16 protein-coding genes are annotated in these 14,676 nt (G+C 60.6%); 4 read left to right on the top strand and 12 right to left on the bottom strand.

Annotated elements, in window-relative coordinates:
- Positions 1–201: 201 nt before the first annotated feature.
- Both ACEN8Q_RS03625 and mug read left to right on the top strand, forming a co-directional pair.
- Positions 202–828, top strand: a complete 627-nt coding sequence (locus ACEN8Q_RS03625; RefSeq protein ID WP_413704532.1) for a TetR/AcrR family transcriptional regulator — start codon at positions 202–204, stop codon at positions 826–828.
- On the top strand, positions 821–1,342 hold the full coding sequence (mug, locus tag ACEN8Q_RS03620) for a G/U mismatch-specific DNA glycosylase (RefSeq protein ID WP_413704531.1): 522 nt from the start codon (positions 821–823) through the stop codon (positions 1,340–1,342). Before ACEN8Q_RS03625 ends, mug begins: the two co-directional genes overlap by 8 nt.
- Positions 1,343–1,494: 152 nt before the next feature.
- On the opposite strand, the gene ACEN8Q_RS03615 is transcribed toward mug, so the two are convergent.
- Both ACEN8Q_RS03615 and ACEN8Q_RS03610 read right to left on the bottom strand, forming a co-directional pair.
- Positions 1,495–2,577 (bottom strand): sterol desaturase family protein, encoded by a 1,083-nt coding sequence (locus ACEN8Q_RS03615; RefSeq protein WP_413427536.1) that lies wholly within the window; start codon positions 2,575–2,577, stop codon positions 1,495–1,497.
- 77 nt (positions 2,578–2,654) lie between these two features.
- Positions 2,655–3,317 carry a hypothetical protein gene (locus ACEN8Q_RS03610; protein WP_413704530.1) on the bottom strand — a complete coding sequence of 221 codons (663 nt, stop codon included), beginning with the start codon at positions 3,315–3,317 and terminating at the stop codon, positions 2,655–2,657.
- A gap of 151 nt (positions 3,318–3,468) precedes the next feature.
- Between ACEN8Q_RS03610 and ACEN8Q_RS03605 the strand changes: the two genes are divergently transcribed.
- Positions 3,469–3,840, top strand: coding sequence for a DUF3302 domain-containing protein (locus ACEN8Q_RS03605; RefSeq protein ID WP_057396672.1), 372 nt, complete (start codon positions 3,469–3,471; stop codon positions 3,838–3,840).
- A 3-nt stretch (positions 3,841–3,843) separates the two neighbouring features.
- Complete coding sequence (locus ACEN8Q_RS03600) at positions 3,844–4,803, top strand: HlyD family secretion protein (protein ID WP_413427534.1); 960 nt, start codon at positions 3,844–3,846, stop codon at positions 4,801–4,803.
- A gap of 174 nt (positions 4,804–4,977) precedes the next feature.
- On the opposite strand, the gene ACEN8Q_RS03595 is transcribed toward ACEN8Q_RS03600, so the two are convergent.
- The 10 genes from ACEN8Q_RS03595 to ACEN8Q_RS03550 form a co-directional block, all read right to left on the bottom strand.
- Complete coding sequence (locus ACEN8Q_RS03595) at positions 4,978–5,166, bottom strand: hypothetical protein (protein ID WP_413704529.1); 189 nt, start codon at positions 5,164–5,166, stop codon at positions 4,978–4,980.
- Positions 5,167–5,190: 24 nt separating this feature from the next.
- The gene (locus tag ACEN8Q_RS03590; RefSeq protein ID WP_413704528.1) at positions 5,191–5,370 is read right to left on the bottom strand and encodes a hypothetical protein; all 180 of its coding nucleotides are present in this window, start codon (positions 5,368–5,370) and stop codon (positions 5,191–5,193) included.
- 33 nt (positions 5,371–5,403) lie between these two features.
- Positions 5,404–5,592 (bottom strand): hypothetical protein, encoded by a 189-nt coding sequence (locus tag ACEN8Q_RS03585; protein WP_413704527.1) that lies wholly within the window; start codon positions 5,590–5,592, stop codon positions 5,404–5,406.
- A 24-nt stretch (positions 5,593–5,616) separates the two neighbouring features.
- Positions 5,617–5,796, bottom strand: coding sequence for a hypothetical protein (locus ACEN8Q_RS03580; RefSeq protein ID WP_413428369.1), 180 nt, complete (start codon positions 5,794–5,796; stop codon positions 5,617–5,619).
- A 30-nt stretch (positions 5,797–5,826) separates the two neighbouring features.
- The gene (locus tag ACEN8Q_RS03575) at positions 5,827–7,887 is read right to left on the bottom strand and encodes a TonB-dependent receptor (RefSeq protein WP_413704526.1); all 2,061 of its coding nucleotides are present in this window, start codon (positions 7,885–7,887) and stop codon (positions 5,827–5,829) included.
- A 627-nt stretch (positions 7,888–8,514) separates the two neighbouring features.
- The gene (locus ACEN8Q_RS03570; RefSeq protein ID WP_413704525.1) at positions 8,515–9,582 is read right to left on the bottom strand and encodes a GGDEF domain-containing protein; all 1,068 of its coding nucleotides are present in this window, start codon (positions 9,580–9,582) and stop codon (positions 8,515–8,517) included.
- Positions 9,583–9,707: 125 nt separating this feature from the next.
- Positions 9,708–11,123: a purine-cytosine permease family protein gene (locus ACEN8Q_RS03565; protein ID WP_413428366.1), complete on the bottom strand. Its 1,416-nt coding sequence runs from the start codon at positions 11,121–11,123 to the stop codon at positions 9,708–9,710.
- Between the two features lie 638 nt (positions 11,124–11,761).
- On the bottom strand, positions 11,762–12,802 hold the full coding sequence (locus tag ACEN8Q_RS03560; RefSeq protein ID WP_007987073.1) for an ABC transporter substrate-binding protein: 1,041 nt from the start codon (positions 12,800–12,802) through the stop codon (positions 11,762–11,764).
- Between the two features lie 35 nt (positions 12,803–12,837).
- On the bottom strand, positions 12,838–14,007 hold the full coding sequence (gene argE, locus ACEN8Q_RS03555; RefSeq protein WP_413428365.1) for an acetylornithine deacetylase: 1,170 nt from the start codon (positions 14,005–14,007) through the stop codon (positions 12,838–12,840).
- Positions 14,000–14,674, bottom strand: coding sequence for a DUF1028 domain-containing protein (locus tag ACEN8Q_RS03550; protein WP_413704524.1), 675 nt, complete (start codon positions 14,672–14,674; stop codon positions 14,000–14,002). The genes argE and ACEN8Q_RS03550 overlap by 8 nt, the downstream gene beginning before the upstream one ends.
- Positions 14,675–14,676 lie beyond the last annotated feature (2 nt).

Below are 14,676 nucleotides of genomic sequence, written 5' to 3'. Positions count from 1 at the left end.
CGGAAGTCAATAAATGCTGGAAACAAGCAAGCCCGTGCGCGGCCAGGAGGATCGCTCCCACCGCGTCGGTTTCGTCGCCGCAACACTCAGTTCGCGCTCGGCTACAACAAACCCTGGATCAAGGAATTTCTGATTCCTTAATTTTGTGCGATGGTGTAAGAATATCCCTCACCCCACCTTCCCACAAGGATTTTGTACGACATGGCACAAAATAAATCGACAGAGGGCAAAGGCCGCGGCCGCCCTCGGGCATACGACCCGCAGACAGCGTTGCAGCAGGCGCTTGGGGTGTTCTGGAACACTGGCTATTCCGGCGCGTCGCTCGATAGCATCGCCACCGCCGCCGGCATGAATCGCCCCAGCCTCTATGCGGCATTCGGCGACAAGCACGCGCTCTATATCAAAGCGCTGGAGCAGTATTGGGAATTTGCCGCGGCGTCCATGCACGAGGCGCTGACGGACCTGGACGTGCCGCTGGCCGAGGCCTTGCAGCGCTTCTATGAGGGGCAGTTATCGATCTACTTCTCAGGCGACGGTCAGCCCCGTGGTTGTTTCGCCATCGGCACGGCAACCACCGAAGCCGTCGAGGACGCGGAAATTCGCGAGGTGCTGTCCGACCGGTTGAGCCGGCTGGATGCCGATCTGGAAGTTCGCCTGCAAGCGGCGAAAAATGCTGGCGAGTTGAAAGGCGATGCCGATCCGGCGGCCCTTGCCGTGCTGGCCTCGTCCCTGCTGCACAGCATTTCGATACGTGCCCGGGCCGGTAAATCCCGAGCCGAGCTGACGAGGCTGGCACGCCAGGCGATCAGAGTGATCTGCGGTGAGTGAAAAACTCGAAGATATCCTCGCCGGGCAGTTGGCCGTGATCTTCTGCGGCATCAACCCCGGAATGACTGCCGCCGCCCAGGGGCACCATTTTGCGGGGCGCGGCAATCGCTTCTGGCGCACGCTGCATCTCGCCGGGTTTACCCCCGAGCAAGTGCGGCCGGAAAACGATCGGACGATCTTGAGCTACCAATGCGGCTTGACCGCGGTGGTCGAACGGCCAACGGCCAGTGCGGATCAGTTGTCGTTGCACGAGTTCAGCGTCGCCGCCGCCGGCTTCGAACAGAAAATCGCACGCCATGCACCGCGTTTCGTGGCGTTTCTGGGCAAGGCGGCCTATTGCGCGCTGTCCGGTCAGCGGGACATTGCCTGGGGCCTGCAACCGAAAACCTTCGGCAACGCTTCGGTCTGGGTTCTGCCCAACCCCAGCGGCAGAAATCGCGGGTTCAGCCTTGAGCAACTGGTCACGGCGTACCGCGAACTGCGCCTGGCCGTCGACGAAATCCGGCGGGGGTAATCAGCTCGGCGGAATCGTCGCCAGCACACCGATCAGGATGGTCAACACCAGGAAACCGCCGAGAAAAATCGTCATCTTGGCCATATGGCCTCCCACACTGTGATTTGGCGGTACAGGGGCGTCTTGCGCGGCCCCAACGGCGTACCGAAGACTTATTGTGGGCTGGCAGCTGTATCCGTTACAGAGGCAGATTGCCTTGAAAAATACGGATCAGATCGTCTTTCAGGTTGTACTTTCGGGCGTTTTGCCGGGAAGAATTTGCGGGCGATGTCCACAAACGGCGTGACGATCAACCCCCGCATCGTCAGGTAACGCTCGTGATCCTGCTCACCGGTGCCGAAGTGAATGGACTCGGGTCTGGACTGCGTGACGTAGAGCGTGCCGAACATCCAGTCCCACAGTGACAGATTGATGCCGAAGTTCTTGTTGAAGTGTCGCGGTGCATCACTGTGATGAATCTGGTGTTGCGCCGGGCTGCTCAGCACCCGTTCAAGCACCGGCCCGAAGGAAAACCACACGTGGCTGTGGCGCAGGTTCGCCGCCAGGCTATTGAAGATGAACACCATGTAGGTCACGCCAAATAGCGTATAGCGGCTGATCTCCCCGCCGCAGGCGTACCAGAAGACACCGGCAAACGCGCTTACACAGACGATGTCGGTGAGCTTTTCCACCACTTCTTCCAGAAAGTGCACGCGGCTGGCCGTCGCCGGCACCAGCACGGGCGCCGAATGATGGACTTTGTGGAAGGCCCACAGATAGCGCGAATGAAAAGCGCGATGGCCCCAGTAATGACTGAAATCCTTGACCAGAAAAACGCCCAGCCCATAGAGCAGGGTCAGCGTCAGGTTCTCCTCCACTTGCGTACGCGCGCCCCACAGGTTGTTGAAGAACGCGATGTAGTCCGCTGAACGCAAGACGTAGGGATCGACCAGGCCGACGATGGGCAGCACCAGGACAACCTTGAGGATGGCCAGAACAAAGTAGTAGCGGTAGTCGAGCAGCGCCGAGCGATGCAGGTACACCCGGCAGCCGCCAATGAACTGCCCGAATGAGCGCGCGTCGGTCAAACCCCGGGATTTGCGCCAGCGAAACAGGCCATAAGCGATGCCGTAAGACATGCAGAGAAAGGATAGACCGAGCCGACCGTTGAAGTCGAAAATGCCCAGGAACTGCCCGGTGACCGGTTCGATCACCCACTTGAGTAAATGAAGATGGATAGTGGCAAGAACATCCATACCAGGCTGCCCGACGTAAATGGAAGGGCAAGTGTAAATGAGAACGAGTCTTTAGTGTGTTGAATTATCCCCAGTGGTTATCCACCCAGCGCAATGATTGCAAGGATCAGCACCGCCCCCGTGGCGGCCATGATCACCCCACCCTGCCATTGCGTGGCGCCGGCGTATCTGGCGAGCATCCAGCCTGCAATGAACAGCACCACGAGTCCGATCAGGTTGGACAGGCGGATGGCGAGTGCCGTCTGGTCGAGCAATATGAACGGCACCACCAGCGGAAATGTCGAGCACACCACCAACAGGAAAACCCCGAGCGCACCCTTGAAGTCGTTCCAGCCGAGGCCGGCCCTGGTCGGCAAGGGGGGTTGCTCAAGCAGCCGACGACGCAACAATTCCAGGCCCTCGCTGCCGGCCGCCGTGGCGAATTGCAACGGCAACACTTGCGCAACGAGCGCCTGACCGGCCGCGGCGTCCGTGCCATTGCGCAGGTCGAGGTACAGCTTGATCCGGCGCGTGCGCTCGACCAGTGCGCGCAACAGGTACATGACCGCATCGGCCAGTCCCCAGGCGAGATTGCAGCCGAGTGCGGCAAGCATCATCGTGCGTTCGGCCGCCTGGTCTGCCGTGGACACGCTGATGGTGCCGGTGAACGTCATGGCCATCAGCAGGCCGAAGATCACCTCGGTAATGCGCTCGACAGGGTCAAGTACAGGCGCCCTTTCGAATTGACCATTGGTTTGCATGAATTCACCTCGCCAGGATCTGCCGGCACGATATCGGTCGACGCTTCGGCCAGGCACCGGTTGTTCGAACGGGATATCCGCGTTCCCGTCAAGTGTAGATTGAACGGCTACACTCATGCGGACACGTCACCTGCTGTAAAAGGAGTGATTCATGCTTGATTACTTCGCACTGGGCATACTGATATTTGTCGGGCTCGTCTTGTTCTACGGGATCATCGTGCTCCATGACATCCCCTATGAAATTTCCGTTCACCGCAACCACCCGCACCAGGATGCGATCCACGCCACCGGCTGGGTCAGCCTGTTTACCCTGCATGCGCTCTGGCCATTCCTGTGGATCTGGGCGATGGCCTATCGAGAGGACCGGGGCTGGGGTTTCAGTGACGGACACTCGGCAAAAAGCCATGTGGTTCACCTCGAACAACAGGTCGCCGAACTGCAAGGGCGGATCGAGCGCCTCGAGGCGGCGACGGGCACGGCACAGACCAGGCTGCCAACGGACAATCACGGCGAGGGCCTCTGAGCCATGGATCTTTTACTCATTCTGACGTATGCCGCACTCTGCGTTGCCATCTTCAAGATCTTCCGCATCCCCCTGAACAAATGGACGGTGCCCACAGCGGTACTGGGGGGGATCGTGATCATCGGCGCGCTGATTTTCACCATGAACTACAACCACCCCTACTCCGAGGTGGCGCGTACCTATTTCGTATCGGTTCCGGTCATACCCGTGGTCAGTGGCCAGGTGATCGACGTGCCGGTGAAATCCAACCAGCCCCTGGAAAAAGGCGATGTGCTGTTCAGCATCGATCCCGCGCCTTTCGAATACCGGGTCAGATCCCTCAAGGCGCAACTGATTGCCGCCCAGGCCGATCGCGCCCGGATCACCGAGCTGATCAAGCGTAATTTCAGTACCCAACGGGAACTGGACATTGTGGTCTCTCGCAGCGATGACCTGAAGGCCCAACTGGACAACGCGCAGTACGAGCTCGACAACACCACGGTCCGTGCGCCGAGCAAAGGCTTCGTCACCCATGTTTCGCTGCGTCCGGGCATGATGGCGACCAAGTTGCCGCTGCGCCCCTCGATGGTCTTCATTCCTGACGAAGGGCATTACTTCGCCGCGTGGATGCGCCAGAACAGCCTGTTGCGCCTGACCGAGGGCGACGAGGCCGAAGTCGCCTTTGACGGCATTCCCGGGAGAGTGTTCGAAGGCAAGGTCAAAACCGTCGTTTCGGTCATCGCCGAAGGCCAGGTTCAACCTTCGGGCACGCTGATCGGCTTCACCGGTTCACCACCGGCCGGCCGGGTCCCGGTGATCATTGAAATCACCGACCCCGACTATGCCCAGTACAGCAAACAGATGCCCGGCGGGTCCTACGGCCAGGCGGCGTTGTACAGCCAGCATTTCCATCACATCGCGATGATGCGCAAGATCCTTCTGCGCATGGCTGCATGGATGAACTACATCTTTCCGTTCCACTGACCCGGCAGCGCCGGCAACTGGCTCAATCCTTGAATTGGGTCAATTGCCGGCGACTGGGTAGTTGTAGGAGCGAGCTAGCTCGCGATGGACTCAAGAGCGCCGTGTTTATTCAGCAAACACGCGGCATCGTTGACGACCATCGCGAGCAAGCTCGCTCCTACAAGGGTTCCAGGGTTACAGGTCGTAGCGCAGAACCCCACCCACCGTGCGCCATGATGTCGCCGCTGCGGTTATTGAATGCCGGTCCAGGCGTTTCGAGCCGTGGAACGCAATACCTGTAGGAGCGAGCTTGCTCGCGATGGACTCAAGAGCGCCGTGTTTATTCAGCAAACACGCGGCATCGTTGACGACCATCGCGAGCAAGCTCGCTCCTACAGGGTTCCGGGGTTACAGGTCGTAGCGCAGAACCACACCCACCGTGCGCCATGATGTCGCCGCTGCGGTTATTGAATGCCGGTTCAGGCGTTTCGAGCCGTGGAACGCAATACCTGTAGGAGCGAGCTTGCTCGCGATGGACTCAAGAGCGCCGTGTTTATTCAGCAAACACGCGGCATCGTTGACGACCATCGCGAGCGAGCTCGCTCCTACAGGGTTCCGGGGTTACAGGTCGTAGCGCAGAACCACACCCACCGTGCGCCATGATGTCGCCGCTGCGGTTATTGAATGCCGGTTCAGGCGTTTCGAGCCGTGGAACGCAATACCTGTAGGAGCGAGCTTGCTCGCGATGGACTCAAGAGCGCCGTGTTTATTCAGCAAACACGCGGCATCGTTGACGACCATCGCGAGCAAGCTCGCTCCTACAGGGGTCCGGGGTTACAGGTCGTAGCGCAGAACCACACCCACCGTGCGCCATGATGTCGCCGCTGCGGTTATTGAATGCCGGTTCAGGCGTTTCGAGCCGTGGAACGCAATACCTGCAGGAGCGAGCTTGCTCGCGATGGACTCGAGAGCGCCGTGTTTATTCAGCCAACACGCGGCATCGTTGACGACCATCGCGAGCTCGCTCCTACAAGGGTTCCGGGGTTACAGGTCGTAGCGCAGAACCACACCCACCGTGCGCGGTGCACCGGCATCGATGATGTCGCCGCTGCGGTTGTTGGTGATGTATTCCTTGTCGAAGGCGTTTTTCACGAAACCGGATACGGCAACGTTCCTGGTGATCTTGTACTCGGTGTTGAAGTTGACCAGCCAGTAGGCGTCGCTCTTGCGCTCATCAATGACCTGGCCAGCGTCATCGAACTCGTACTCCGACGGTGAGGTGCTCTGGTAAATGACGTCGGTGTTGAGGGTCAGACGGTCATTCCAGCGATAGATGCCACCCAGCGACATCTTGTACCTGGGCGAATACAGGAACGACTCGCCGCTCAGGTCGCGGCCATCGCCCGTGACGAAGTCCTTGTACTTGCCATCGGTGATGGCACCACCGGCGGTCAGGGTCAGCTGTTCGGTAAAGTCTTTTTCAACGAAGACTTCCAGGCCCTTGATGTCACTGCTGCCGGCGTTGAAGATGTGCGCGAACTGGGAGTCCGGGTCGAGCACACTGACCTGCTGGTCTTTCCAGTCGGTGTAGTACAGGTTGGCGCGGGTCCGCAGGGTCTGGTCGAAGAACGAACCGCGGTAGGACAACTCGTAGTTGGTGGTGTATTCCGGATCGTACGCCTCGTGACCGCCACCGGCGCGAACGTTGACGCCGCCGCCGCGATAGCCCTTCTGCACCATGAAGCCCAGGTACTGATTGGCGGCCAGTTCATAGTCGATACCCAGTTTCGGCAACACGGCATCAAACGACTTGCTGGCGCCGCCAGGGCTGGAGAAGTCGTCCTGTTCGACGTCGGTGTCGTTAGTCTCGTGGTCGTAGCGCAGGCCGGTGATCAACGTCCAGCGCGGGGCGAAGGTCCAGTCGATTTCACCGAACACGGCCTTGTTTTCAATCGTCGTATCGCCCTTGGCGGTACCGAACAGTTCATTGTCGAACAACAACCTGTCGTGGAAATTGTTGGTGCTGCGGCCGTAGTAGGCTCCGACGAAGCTCTTCACGGTGTCCGAGGCGTAATTCAAACGCAGTTCCTGACTGAACAGGTCGCCGTCCTGCTTTCGCAGCACGACCTGGTTGTCCACGGCCGTCTGGTCGAAGTCCAGGCGCGCGTCGTAGTCCGAGCGGGTATTGGCCGTAAGGCTGGTCAGGGACCAGTTGTCGTCCAGGCGGTAATCCACCTTGGCGCTGACGGTGTCCTGCTGGAGTTTGTCGAAGGCATTGGTGTTGGACGCGATCTTGTAATAACGGATCCGGTCGTTTTCGCGCATGACCGAGTTGTCGCCCTTGCGACTTTCACCGTGGGCATATGTCAGCAGCACATCGAGATCGTCGTTGGGCAGAATCAGCAGCTTGCCGCGGGCATTGCTGGTGCGGGTCGGGTTGGCGTCGTTATCCAGGGCGATGTTGTCGATGTAGCCGTCACCTTCCTGGTAATCCACAGCGATACGGCCGGCGATCCTGTCATCGACGATCGAGCCGCCGCCGGCAACTGCCGCGCCGCGCTCGTTGTAGCTCCCGGCGTTGGTTTGCGCGGAAAAGCTCGGTTCGAACGTCGGGTTTCTGGTCTGAATGACTACGGCACCGGCCAGGGAGTTGCGGCCCTGGGTGGTAGACTGCGGGCCCAGGAACACTTCGACCTGCTCGACGTCCCACAGCGGCATCGGGCTGAGGGTCAATGCACGGTTCGGCTGCACGGCGCCGTCGACGAACACCGAAACCGCGCCGTTGAGCGTGGCCGGTCCCTGGTCATCGAAACCGGACACCGGCACACCACGGATGCCCCAGTTTTCATTGCCGGCCTGGTTGTAGACACCCGGTGTCCGGGCGAATACGTCGACCAGGTTGTGGTCTTCTTTTTCCCGAAGTTGTTTGTCGGTGACGACCACCACGCTCGACTGGGTCTGCTCCAGGGTGCGGTTGATTTTTTCACCGGTCACCGTGATCGGCGCGATTTCCATTGTGTTCGACTGTTCGGCCGCCCATGCGCTGTTCATCAGGCAGGCCGCCGACCCCACAGCCAACGCAATTGTGTTCTTTTTGAAATTCACGCCCCGCTCCCCTGCGACAGATATTTTGTGTTTTTTCTTACATCCAGAACGCTGTTTTCCTCCAGCCGGCGGGAGTCTAATCGAAAGCGATGCAGAAACAAATACTATTGATAACTCCTCTCATTTGCATTCAAGAAGTAAAAATGTACCCGATCGAATACATTTGAATTCTATTTTTGCTGCCTCAGGCAGCGCTTGTTTCAGGGGATTTGAGCGGGACGTCAGCAGGCCGTGACGCATCATGCAGGGAGACGCGGTGCAGGCTGGGGGTCAGGGAAAGAGGGTCAATTCGTGGGTCACACCGTCGCGGTGCTTGAAGTATCGGGAACTGTCGAGCGTGGCATCGCGGGTCGGCGCTAAAGTATCCATTTCAACAGCAGGTGCGAGGCAATCCAGGGAGACGCCTGGGCCACCCCCCATGCCAGCAGGGCGCACACGAACAGGTAGCCCGCAACGAACCTGAACATCGAGTCGTTTTCCATGCCACCCTCCCGGTTTTACAGCCATGCCGGGCATTCAATGCGTATGCGTAACCCCTGCACACCCGTGAAAGTTACGATTGCAAGAACGGTTTTCAGTTCCATAGGCGTACAAATCGGCAAAACATGACGCCTGCTTCATCCTCGGCTAACGGCCCTCGACCACTACGTCAGGCTGCTGACGAACCTGATTGCGCCCGTTGCGCTTGGCCTGGTACAGCGCGTCGTCGGCACGGGTCACCAGGCTTTCCGGGGTGTCGCCGGGTTGTGCATGGGCCACGCCGAACGACGCGGTGATGGTGTCCAGCACGGTGTCGGTGGCCCGGGCCTTGACCCGCAGCGCCTGGACTTTCAGGCGCAGGCGCTCGGCAAACGCGCCGGCAGCCGCCAGATCCGGGCAATCCTTGAGCACCACACAGAATTCTTCACCGCCATAACGCGCGGCAAAGGCCTCGGCCGGCAGCGCATCGCGCAACACCTGGGCGACATGCTGAAGCACCCGGTCGCCCAGGGGATGGCCGTACTGGTCATTGAATTGCTTGAAGTGGTCGATATCCAGCATCACCAGCGCCACGCCGGTCGCTGCGTGGTTCATTGCCTGTTCAAGCTTGCGGTTGAAGGTGGTGCGGTTGAGCAATTCGGTCAGGCCATCGAGGGTCGCCGCCAATTGGGCGCGCTCCAGTTTGTCCCGCAGGCTTTTGATTTCATGCTGTGCGGACTGCAACTGGGCGAGGAAATGCTCCTGCTGGCTCTGCATGAGCTGGGTGCTCTTTTGCAGTTGGCTCAGGATGCCCGGCAAGCGCTCACCGGCCGGATCCTCAAGCATTTGCAGGTACTGGCCGAGGCTGGCCTGGAAATTCTGATTGCCCTTCACGCTGCGCGAAACATCGCGCTCCATATCATCAACCAGATTGATCGCGTCCTGTTGCCCGGCGCGAGCGTCCGCCAGCTCATCACGGATGATGTACTCGCGAAACAGCTTGGCGGCGGACTCAGGAGGAAAGTAGTCGAAATCGTTGACGACCCGGTCCAGGTGCCGATTGAGTTCCGGCTCCTGGCCTTTGCTGTAGGTGTACCAGAGCGCGTAATGCACCGGGTTGGGCGGAATGTTGTGACGAACCATCAGCGGCACTGCCTGCTTGAGCAATGCCGCTGCCTCGCGGGAGTCTTCTGGATACAGCGCTAGAACAGTCGCACGCGTGTCTGATTGGCTCATGGCTTCACTGTGGTTGTTTTTATCTGGCGATGGGCAAACGCGCTGAGCATAACCATACGCCCGACAAACAGCCATCCCTGGCGTTCACAACCGCTCAACCCGGTACATCTGTTCCAAATGCCCGATCAACCGTTGGTTGGCATCAACCCGGCCATGGTCTGGCGCCGACGATAAGCCGTGTCACGGTTCGCCAGCCAGTAATACAGCGGCGTGGTGACCACCAGGCCGACCAGCCACGACAGATCCGCACCGTCGATATGCACCGCCACGGGCCCGGTGTAGATCGGCGTGTTCATGAACGGAATCTGCACCACGATGCCGATGGCGTAGGCCAGCAGCGCCTGCGGATTGAAGCGGCCATAGATGCCACCGTCGACGCGGAAGATCGAGGCGATGTCGTAGTCACCCTTGTGGATCGCATAGAAGTCGATGAGGTTGATCGCGGTCCAGGGCACCAGCACCACCAGCAGCGCCAGCACCAGGTCGACGAAGTGCCCGATGAAGTCCGCCGAGGCGCCAATGGCTGCCACGCAGCAACCGGCCAGGATGATCAGTGACAGTACCGCCCGGCTTTGCGCCGTCGGAATCCAGCGGTGGGCGAAGGTTTGCAGCAAGGTGATCACCGAGAGCACGGCGCCATACAGGTTCAGGGCGTTATGGCTGATCACGCTGAGCAAGAACAGCACCAACATCAACGGGCCGATGGCACCGGTTGCAAGCTTCACGGCGTCCATGGTGTCCATGCCCACCGGCGTTGCCAGCACGGCGACGGCGCCGAACACGAAGGACAGGATCGAGCCCAGCGAAGAGCCGAGGTAGGTCGCCCAGAAGGTCGCGCTGACTTTCACGTCCTTGGGCAGGTAACGCGAGTAGTCGGACACGTACGGCGCGAACGCGATCTGCCAGAGCGCCGCCAGCGACACCGTGGCCAGCCAGCCGGAAATGTTGAAACTGCCGCGGGTCAGGAAGTCATCGGTCTGCACGTGGGTCAGGATGTAGCCGAAGCCCAGCACGATGCCCAGGCCCAGCACCCAGGTGCCGATGCGGTTGAGCACGTGGATGAAGCGGTAGCCAATGATGCCGATGATCCCCGAACCGAGGCCGCCGAGGACGATGCCGACCGATACCGGCACGCTCTCGACCACGCCATGCAGCGACTTGCCGGCCAGGACGATGTTGGAGGCGAAGAAACCGATGTACATCACGCCGGCAATCACCACCACCAGCAACGCGCCCAGCGAACCGAACTGTGCGCGACTCTGGATCATCTGCGGAATGCCCATCTGCGGGCCTTGCGCCGAGTGCAACGCCATCAGCACACCGCCGACCAGATGGCCAACGATGATAGCGACAATGCCCCAGACCAGGTTCAGGTGGAACAACTGCACGCCGAGCGCGCCGGTGACGATGGGCAACGGCGCGATATTGCCGCCGAACCACAGGGTGAACAGATCTTTGACCTTTCCGTGGCGATCCTCAGGGGGGACGTACCCGATCGTGTGTTTCTCGATGAGCGGGGCGGATGAAGCGGTGGTGGACATGACGAACTCCAAGGCAAGGATGAGTACGTGTTCGTACTTCGGTGTGCGCACACGGAACGGCGCATTTCTTGTTGGGAGTGATCATGGACAAAGAGCGGCGGGAGGAAAATTAGTTAATTTGTGCCTTTAAACCTTAAAAAAGATTGCGCAATTATTCGGCCATTGCGGCAGAAAGAATCAATAAAAAACAAAAATACAGCACAACGCACCGCAACCCCTTTCCCGACATTCGAGAGGGTAACCGGAAAAAATCTGACCAATGAAATCCCTGTGGGAGCGGCGGTGCGGCGATCCGACTTGCTCGCGAAGGCGGTTCATCAGCCACATTAATGTTGAATGTGCTGCCGTCTTCGCGAGCAAGCCCGCTCCCACAGGGGGGCTGCGGCGCCTGGACTGTCCAGAACTCTGCATTTTTGTGGGAGCGGGCTTGCTCGCGAAAGCGGTTTGTCAGCCACACAAATATTGGATGTGCTGCCGTCTTCGCGGGCAAGCCCGCTCCCACAGGGGGGCTGCGGCGTCTGGGCCGTCCAGAACTCTGCATTTTTGTGGGAGCGGGCTTGCTCGCGAAAGCGGTTTGTCAGCCACATCGATGCTGGATGTACTGCCGTCTTCGCGGGCACCGCCGCTCCCACAGGGGGTTAGCGTGCGGCCCAGGCGTTGAAGCGCTGTTCAAGCTCCTCGCCATGGTCTACCCAGAACTCCGCATCCACTGCCCGCGCACCGGCCAGGTTGGCCTCGGCGGTCGGCAGTTGCTCTTGCACGTCCTTGGGCAGCAATGGCAGGGTCTGGCGATGCACCGGCCCGTAAGGGATGTTTTCCGAGAACACTTTTTGCGTCTGCGGCTGGCTGGCAAATGCAATGAAGTTTTCGGCCAATGCCTTGTTCGGCGTGCCCTTGACCACCGCCCAGTATTCCGGGTCGTACAGGCTCTGCGGCCAGACGATGCTCAGCTTCATGCCTTCCTTTTGCGCCGAGGCAATTCGGCCGTTGTAGGCCGCGCTCATCACCACGTCCCCGGCCACCAGCCATTGCGCCGGTTGTGCGCCCGCCTCCCACCACTGAATGTTCGGCTTGATCTGGTCGAGCTTGGCAAAGGCCCGCGTCACGCCTTGCGGGGTGTTCAAGACCTTGTACACATCGTCAGCCTTGACGCCGTCGGCCAGCAAGGCGATTTCCAGGGTGTACTTGGCGCTCTTGCGCAGGCCGCGCTTGCCCGGGAAGTCGGCGACATTCCAGAAGTCCGCCCAGGATTGCGGCGCCTTGGCCTGCTTGCTCTGGTCATAGGCCATGACCATCGACCAGACATAAGTGGCCACCCCGCATTCGGTCAGCGCACCCGGCACGAAGTTCGCCGAATCACCGAAGCGTCCGGCATCGAGCTTCTCGAACAAACCCTCCTCGCAGCCGCGCAACAACTCGGGGCTTTCGACTTCCACCACGTCCCAGCTGGTGTGACCGGCCGAGACCATGGCCTTGATCTTCGACAGCTCGCCGTTGTACTCACCGGCGATGATGTTGCCTGCGCCGCTGGCATTGAAGGGCTGGAAGTAGGCCTTATCCTGGGCCTGCTTGGTAGCACCACCGAAGGAAATCACGGTGAGGTCCTGGGGGGCCGCCCACACACTGGCACTCAACAACGCCAGGGCAAACGGAACACTGCAACGCAAGGATCTGGACATGGATCGCTTCCTCGGGCCTGAATGGCCCTTTGTTGTTATGGGTGTTCGGATTCACTCAAGTAAGCCGCCAGGCGATCCATCAGGCGGTCACAGGCCGCCATCTGTTCGACGCTGACAAATTCATCGGGCTTGTGCCCCTGATCCATGCTGCCGGGACCGCAGACCACCGACGGTATGCCGGCCTGATCGAACAGCCCGCCTTCGGTGCCAAAGGCCACGGTGCTGAAATCATCGCTGCCGCACAGCTCGGCAATCAGCCGGGCAGCTGCGCTGTCGGTGGGTGTGGCCAGGCCGGGATAGGCCGAAAGCTTTTCAAAACGAATTGATGTGTCGGCCTTCACCGCCTGCATCGCCGGTAGCAAGGTTTGCTCGGCGTAGTTTTGCAGCTCATCGGCGACAGCTTCCGGAGCAAAGTCCGGCAAGGCGCGCACTTCGAAATCAAAGCGGCAGTTCTGCGGCACGATGTTCAACGCCGTCCCGCCGGAAATCACACCCACCTGCACCGTCGAATACGCCGGATCGAAGCGCTCGTCGTGATGCTGCGGTTCAGCCAGGCGCGTGCCGATTTCACCCAGCCGACCGATCAGGCGCGCGGCCTGCTCGATGGCATTGACCCCATAAGGCGCGTAGGCCGAATGACAGGCTGCGCCGCGCACGTGGCAACGCATCGCCAGCTTGCCCTTGTGGCCGAGCACCGGCTTGAGCCCGGTCGGCTCGCCGATCAGGCACAACGCCGGTGCCGGGATGCGTTGCGGCAGCACTTCCAGCAACCCGCGCACGCCAAGGCAACCGACCTCCTCGTCGTAGGAGAACGCCAGGTGCACCGGGCGCTTCAAAGGGCTTTGCAGAAACATCGGCACGGCCGCCAACACAGAAGCCAGATAGCCCTTCATGTCCGCGGTGCCGCGTCCGTAAAGCTTGCCGTGCGCCTCGCTCAGGCAGAACGGCTCGACCGTCCAGGCCTGACCGTCCACCGGTACCACATCGGTATGTCCGGACAGCACGATGCCGCCGGCCACGCGCGGGCCGACCGTGGCCAACAGATTGGCCTTGGTCCGCTCGGCGTTGTAGATCAGTTCGCAATCCACGCCCAGTCCGTGCAGGTAGTCCCGCACGAACTCGATCAGCGCCAGGTTCGAATCGCGGCTGACCGTGGCGAACCCGATCAATCGCGCGAGCATGGCGCGGCTGCGCAACTCACTCATCGCCGGGCACTCCATAGCTCGGAGCCAGGGTCGGATTGAGGGCACGGGTCAGGTAGTCCTGCAATTGCGGCTCATAGGCAGCCCACAGTTTGCCCAGCTCGCCGATCGGGTTTTCATCGGCCCAATCCACCCGCAGGTCGACAATCGGCCAGGTCAGGTCACCGACCACCGACAACGCCGCCGAGTGCACTGCACCGGCTTCGCCCCCCGCATCCTGCCCGGCCTGCAAGGCGTTCATCAGGCGGGTGGCGAGGCAGCCTTCGCTGTTTTCGAACGCCGCGACCATCGCCTCGATCACCCCGCTGTTGGCCAGCAGGTTGCCAGCCGCCACGCATTGGTCGCCGGCCAGGACGTTGTTGGTGCCCAGCGCATGGTTGCCGCTGAACACCGCCGTGCGTCCCTGGGCGTCGACCACCGCCACCTGGCGGTACTGGCTGTAGCCATTGCGGGTCAAGGAGTGGTCCAGCGCCTGGGGCGGCGCCGAGCCGTTGGCCAGTTCATCGAGGATCTGCGGGCCGAGGGCCGGCAGCGTGATGTTCTGGCTCGACACCGCACCGACACCGGCCCGCAACCAGGGGCAACGCGCGCCGACGGCAATGCTCGAAGAGCTGATGGCAATGCCCAGCTGGCCGGTCTCGGCGCAGCGACCAACGATGGAAAAGGTCATGG

Source organism: Pseudomonas sp. Pseusp16, from assembly GCF_047324915.1.
Taxonomy (GTDB): domain Bacteria; phylum Pseudomonadota; class Gammaproteobacteria; order Pseudomonadales; family Pseudomonadaceae; genus Aquipseudomonas; species Aquipseudomonas fluorescens_CD.
This window is presented reverse-complemented; position numbering and strand designations above follow the sequence as displayed.

Coding starts and splice junctions, on each gene's coding strand:
- ACEN8Q_RS03625 (WP_413704532.1), top strand. CDS start 202: ATGGCACAAAATAAATCGACAGAGGGCAAAGGCCGCGGCCGCCCTCGG.
- ACEN8Q_RS03615 (WP_413427536.1), bottom strand. CDS start 2,577: ATGGATGTTCTTGCCACTATCCATCTTCATTTACTCAAGTGGGTGATC.
- ACEN8Q_RS03610 (WP_413704530.1), bottom strand. CDS start 3,317: ATGCAAACCAATGGTCAATTCGAAAGGGCGCCTGTACTTGACCCTGTC.
- ACEN8Q_RS03605 (WP_057396672.1), top strand. CDS start 3,469: ATGCTTGATTACTTCGCACTGGGCATACTGATATTTGTCGGGCTCGTC.
- ACEN8Q_RS03600 (WP_413427534.1), top strand. CDS start 3,844: ATGGATCTTTTACTCATTCTGACGTATGCCGCACTCTGCGTTGCCATC.
- ACEN8Q_RS03590 (WP_413704528.1), bottom strand. CDS start 5,370: ATGGTCGTCAACGATGCCGCGTGTTTGCTGAATAAACACGGCGCTCTT.
- ACEN8Q_RS03580 (WP_413428369.1), bottom strand. CDS start 5,796: ATGGTCGTCAACGATGCCGCGTGTTGGCTGAATAAACACGGCGCTCTC.
- ACEN8Q_RS03570 (WP_413704525.1), bottom strand. CDS start 9,582: ATGAGCCAATCAGACACGCGTGCGACTGTTCTAGCGCTGTATCCAGAA.
- ACEN8Q_RS03565 (WP_413428366.1), bottom strand. CDS start 11,123: ATGTCCACCACCGCTTCATCCGCCCCGCTCATCGAGAAACACACGATC.
- ACEN8Q_RS03560 (WP_007987073.1), bottom strand. CDS start 12,802: ATGTCCAGATCCTTGCGTTGCAGTGTTCCGTTTGCCCTGGCGTTGTTG.
- argE (WP_413428365.1), bottom strand. CDS start 14,007: ATGAGTGAGTTGCGCAGCCGCGCCATGCTCGCGCGATTGATCGGGTTC.
- ACEN8Q_RS03550 (WP_413704524.1), bottom strand. CDS start 14,674: ATGACCTTTTCCATCGTTGGTCGCTGCGCCGAGACCGGCCAGCTGGGC.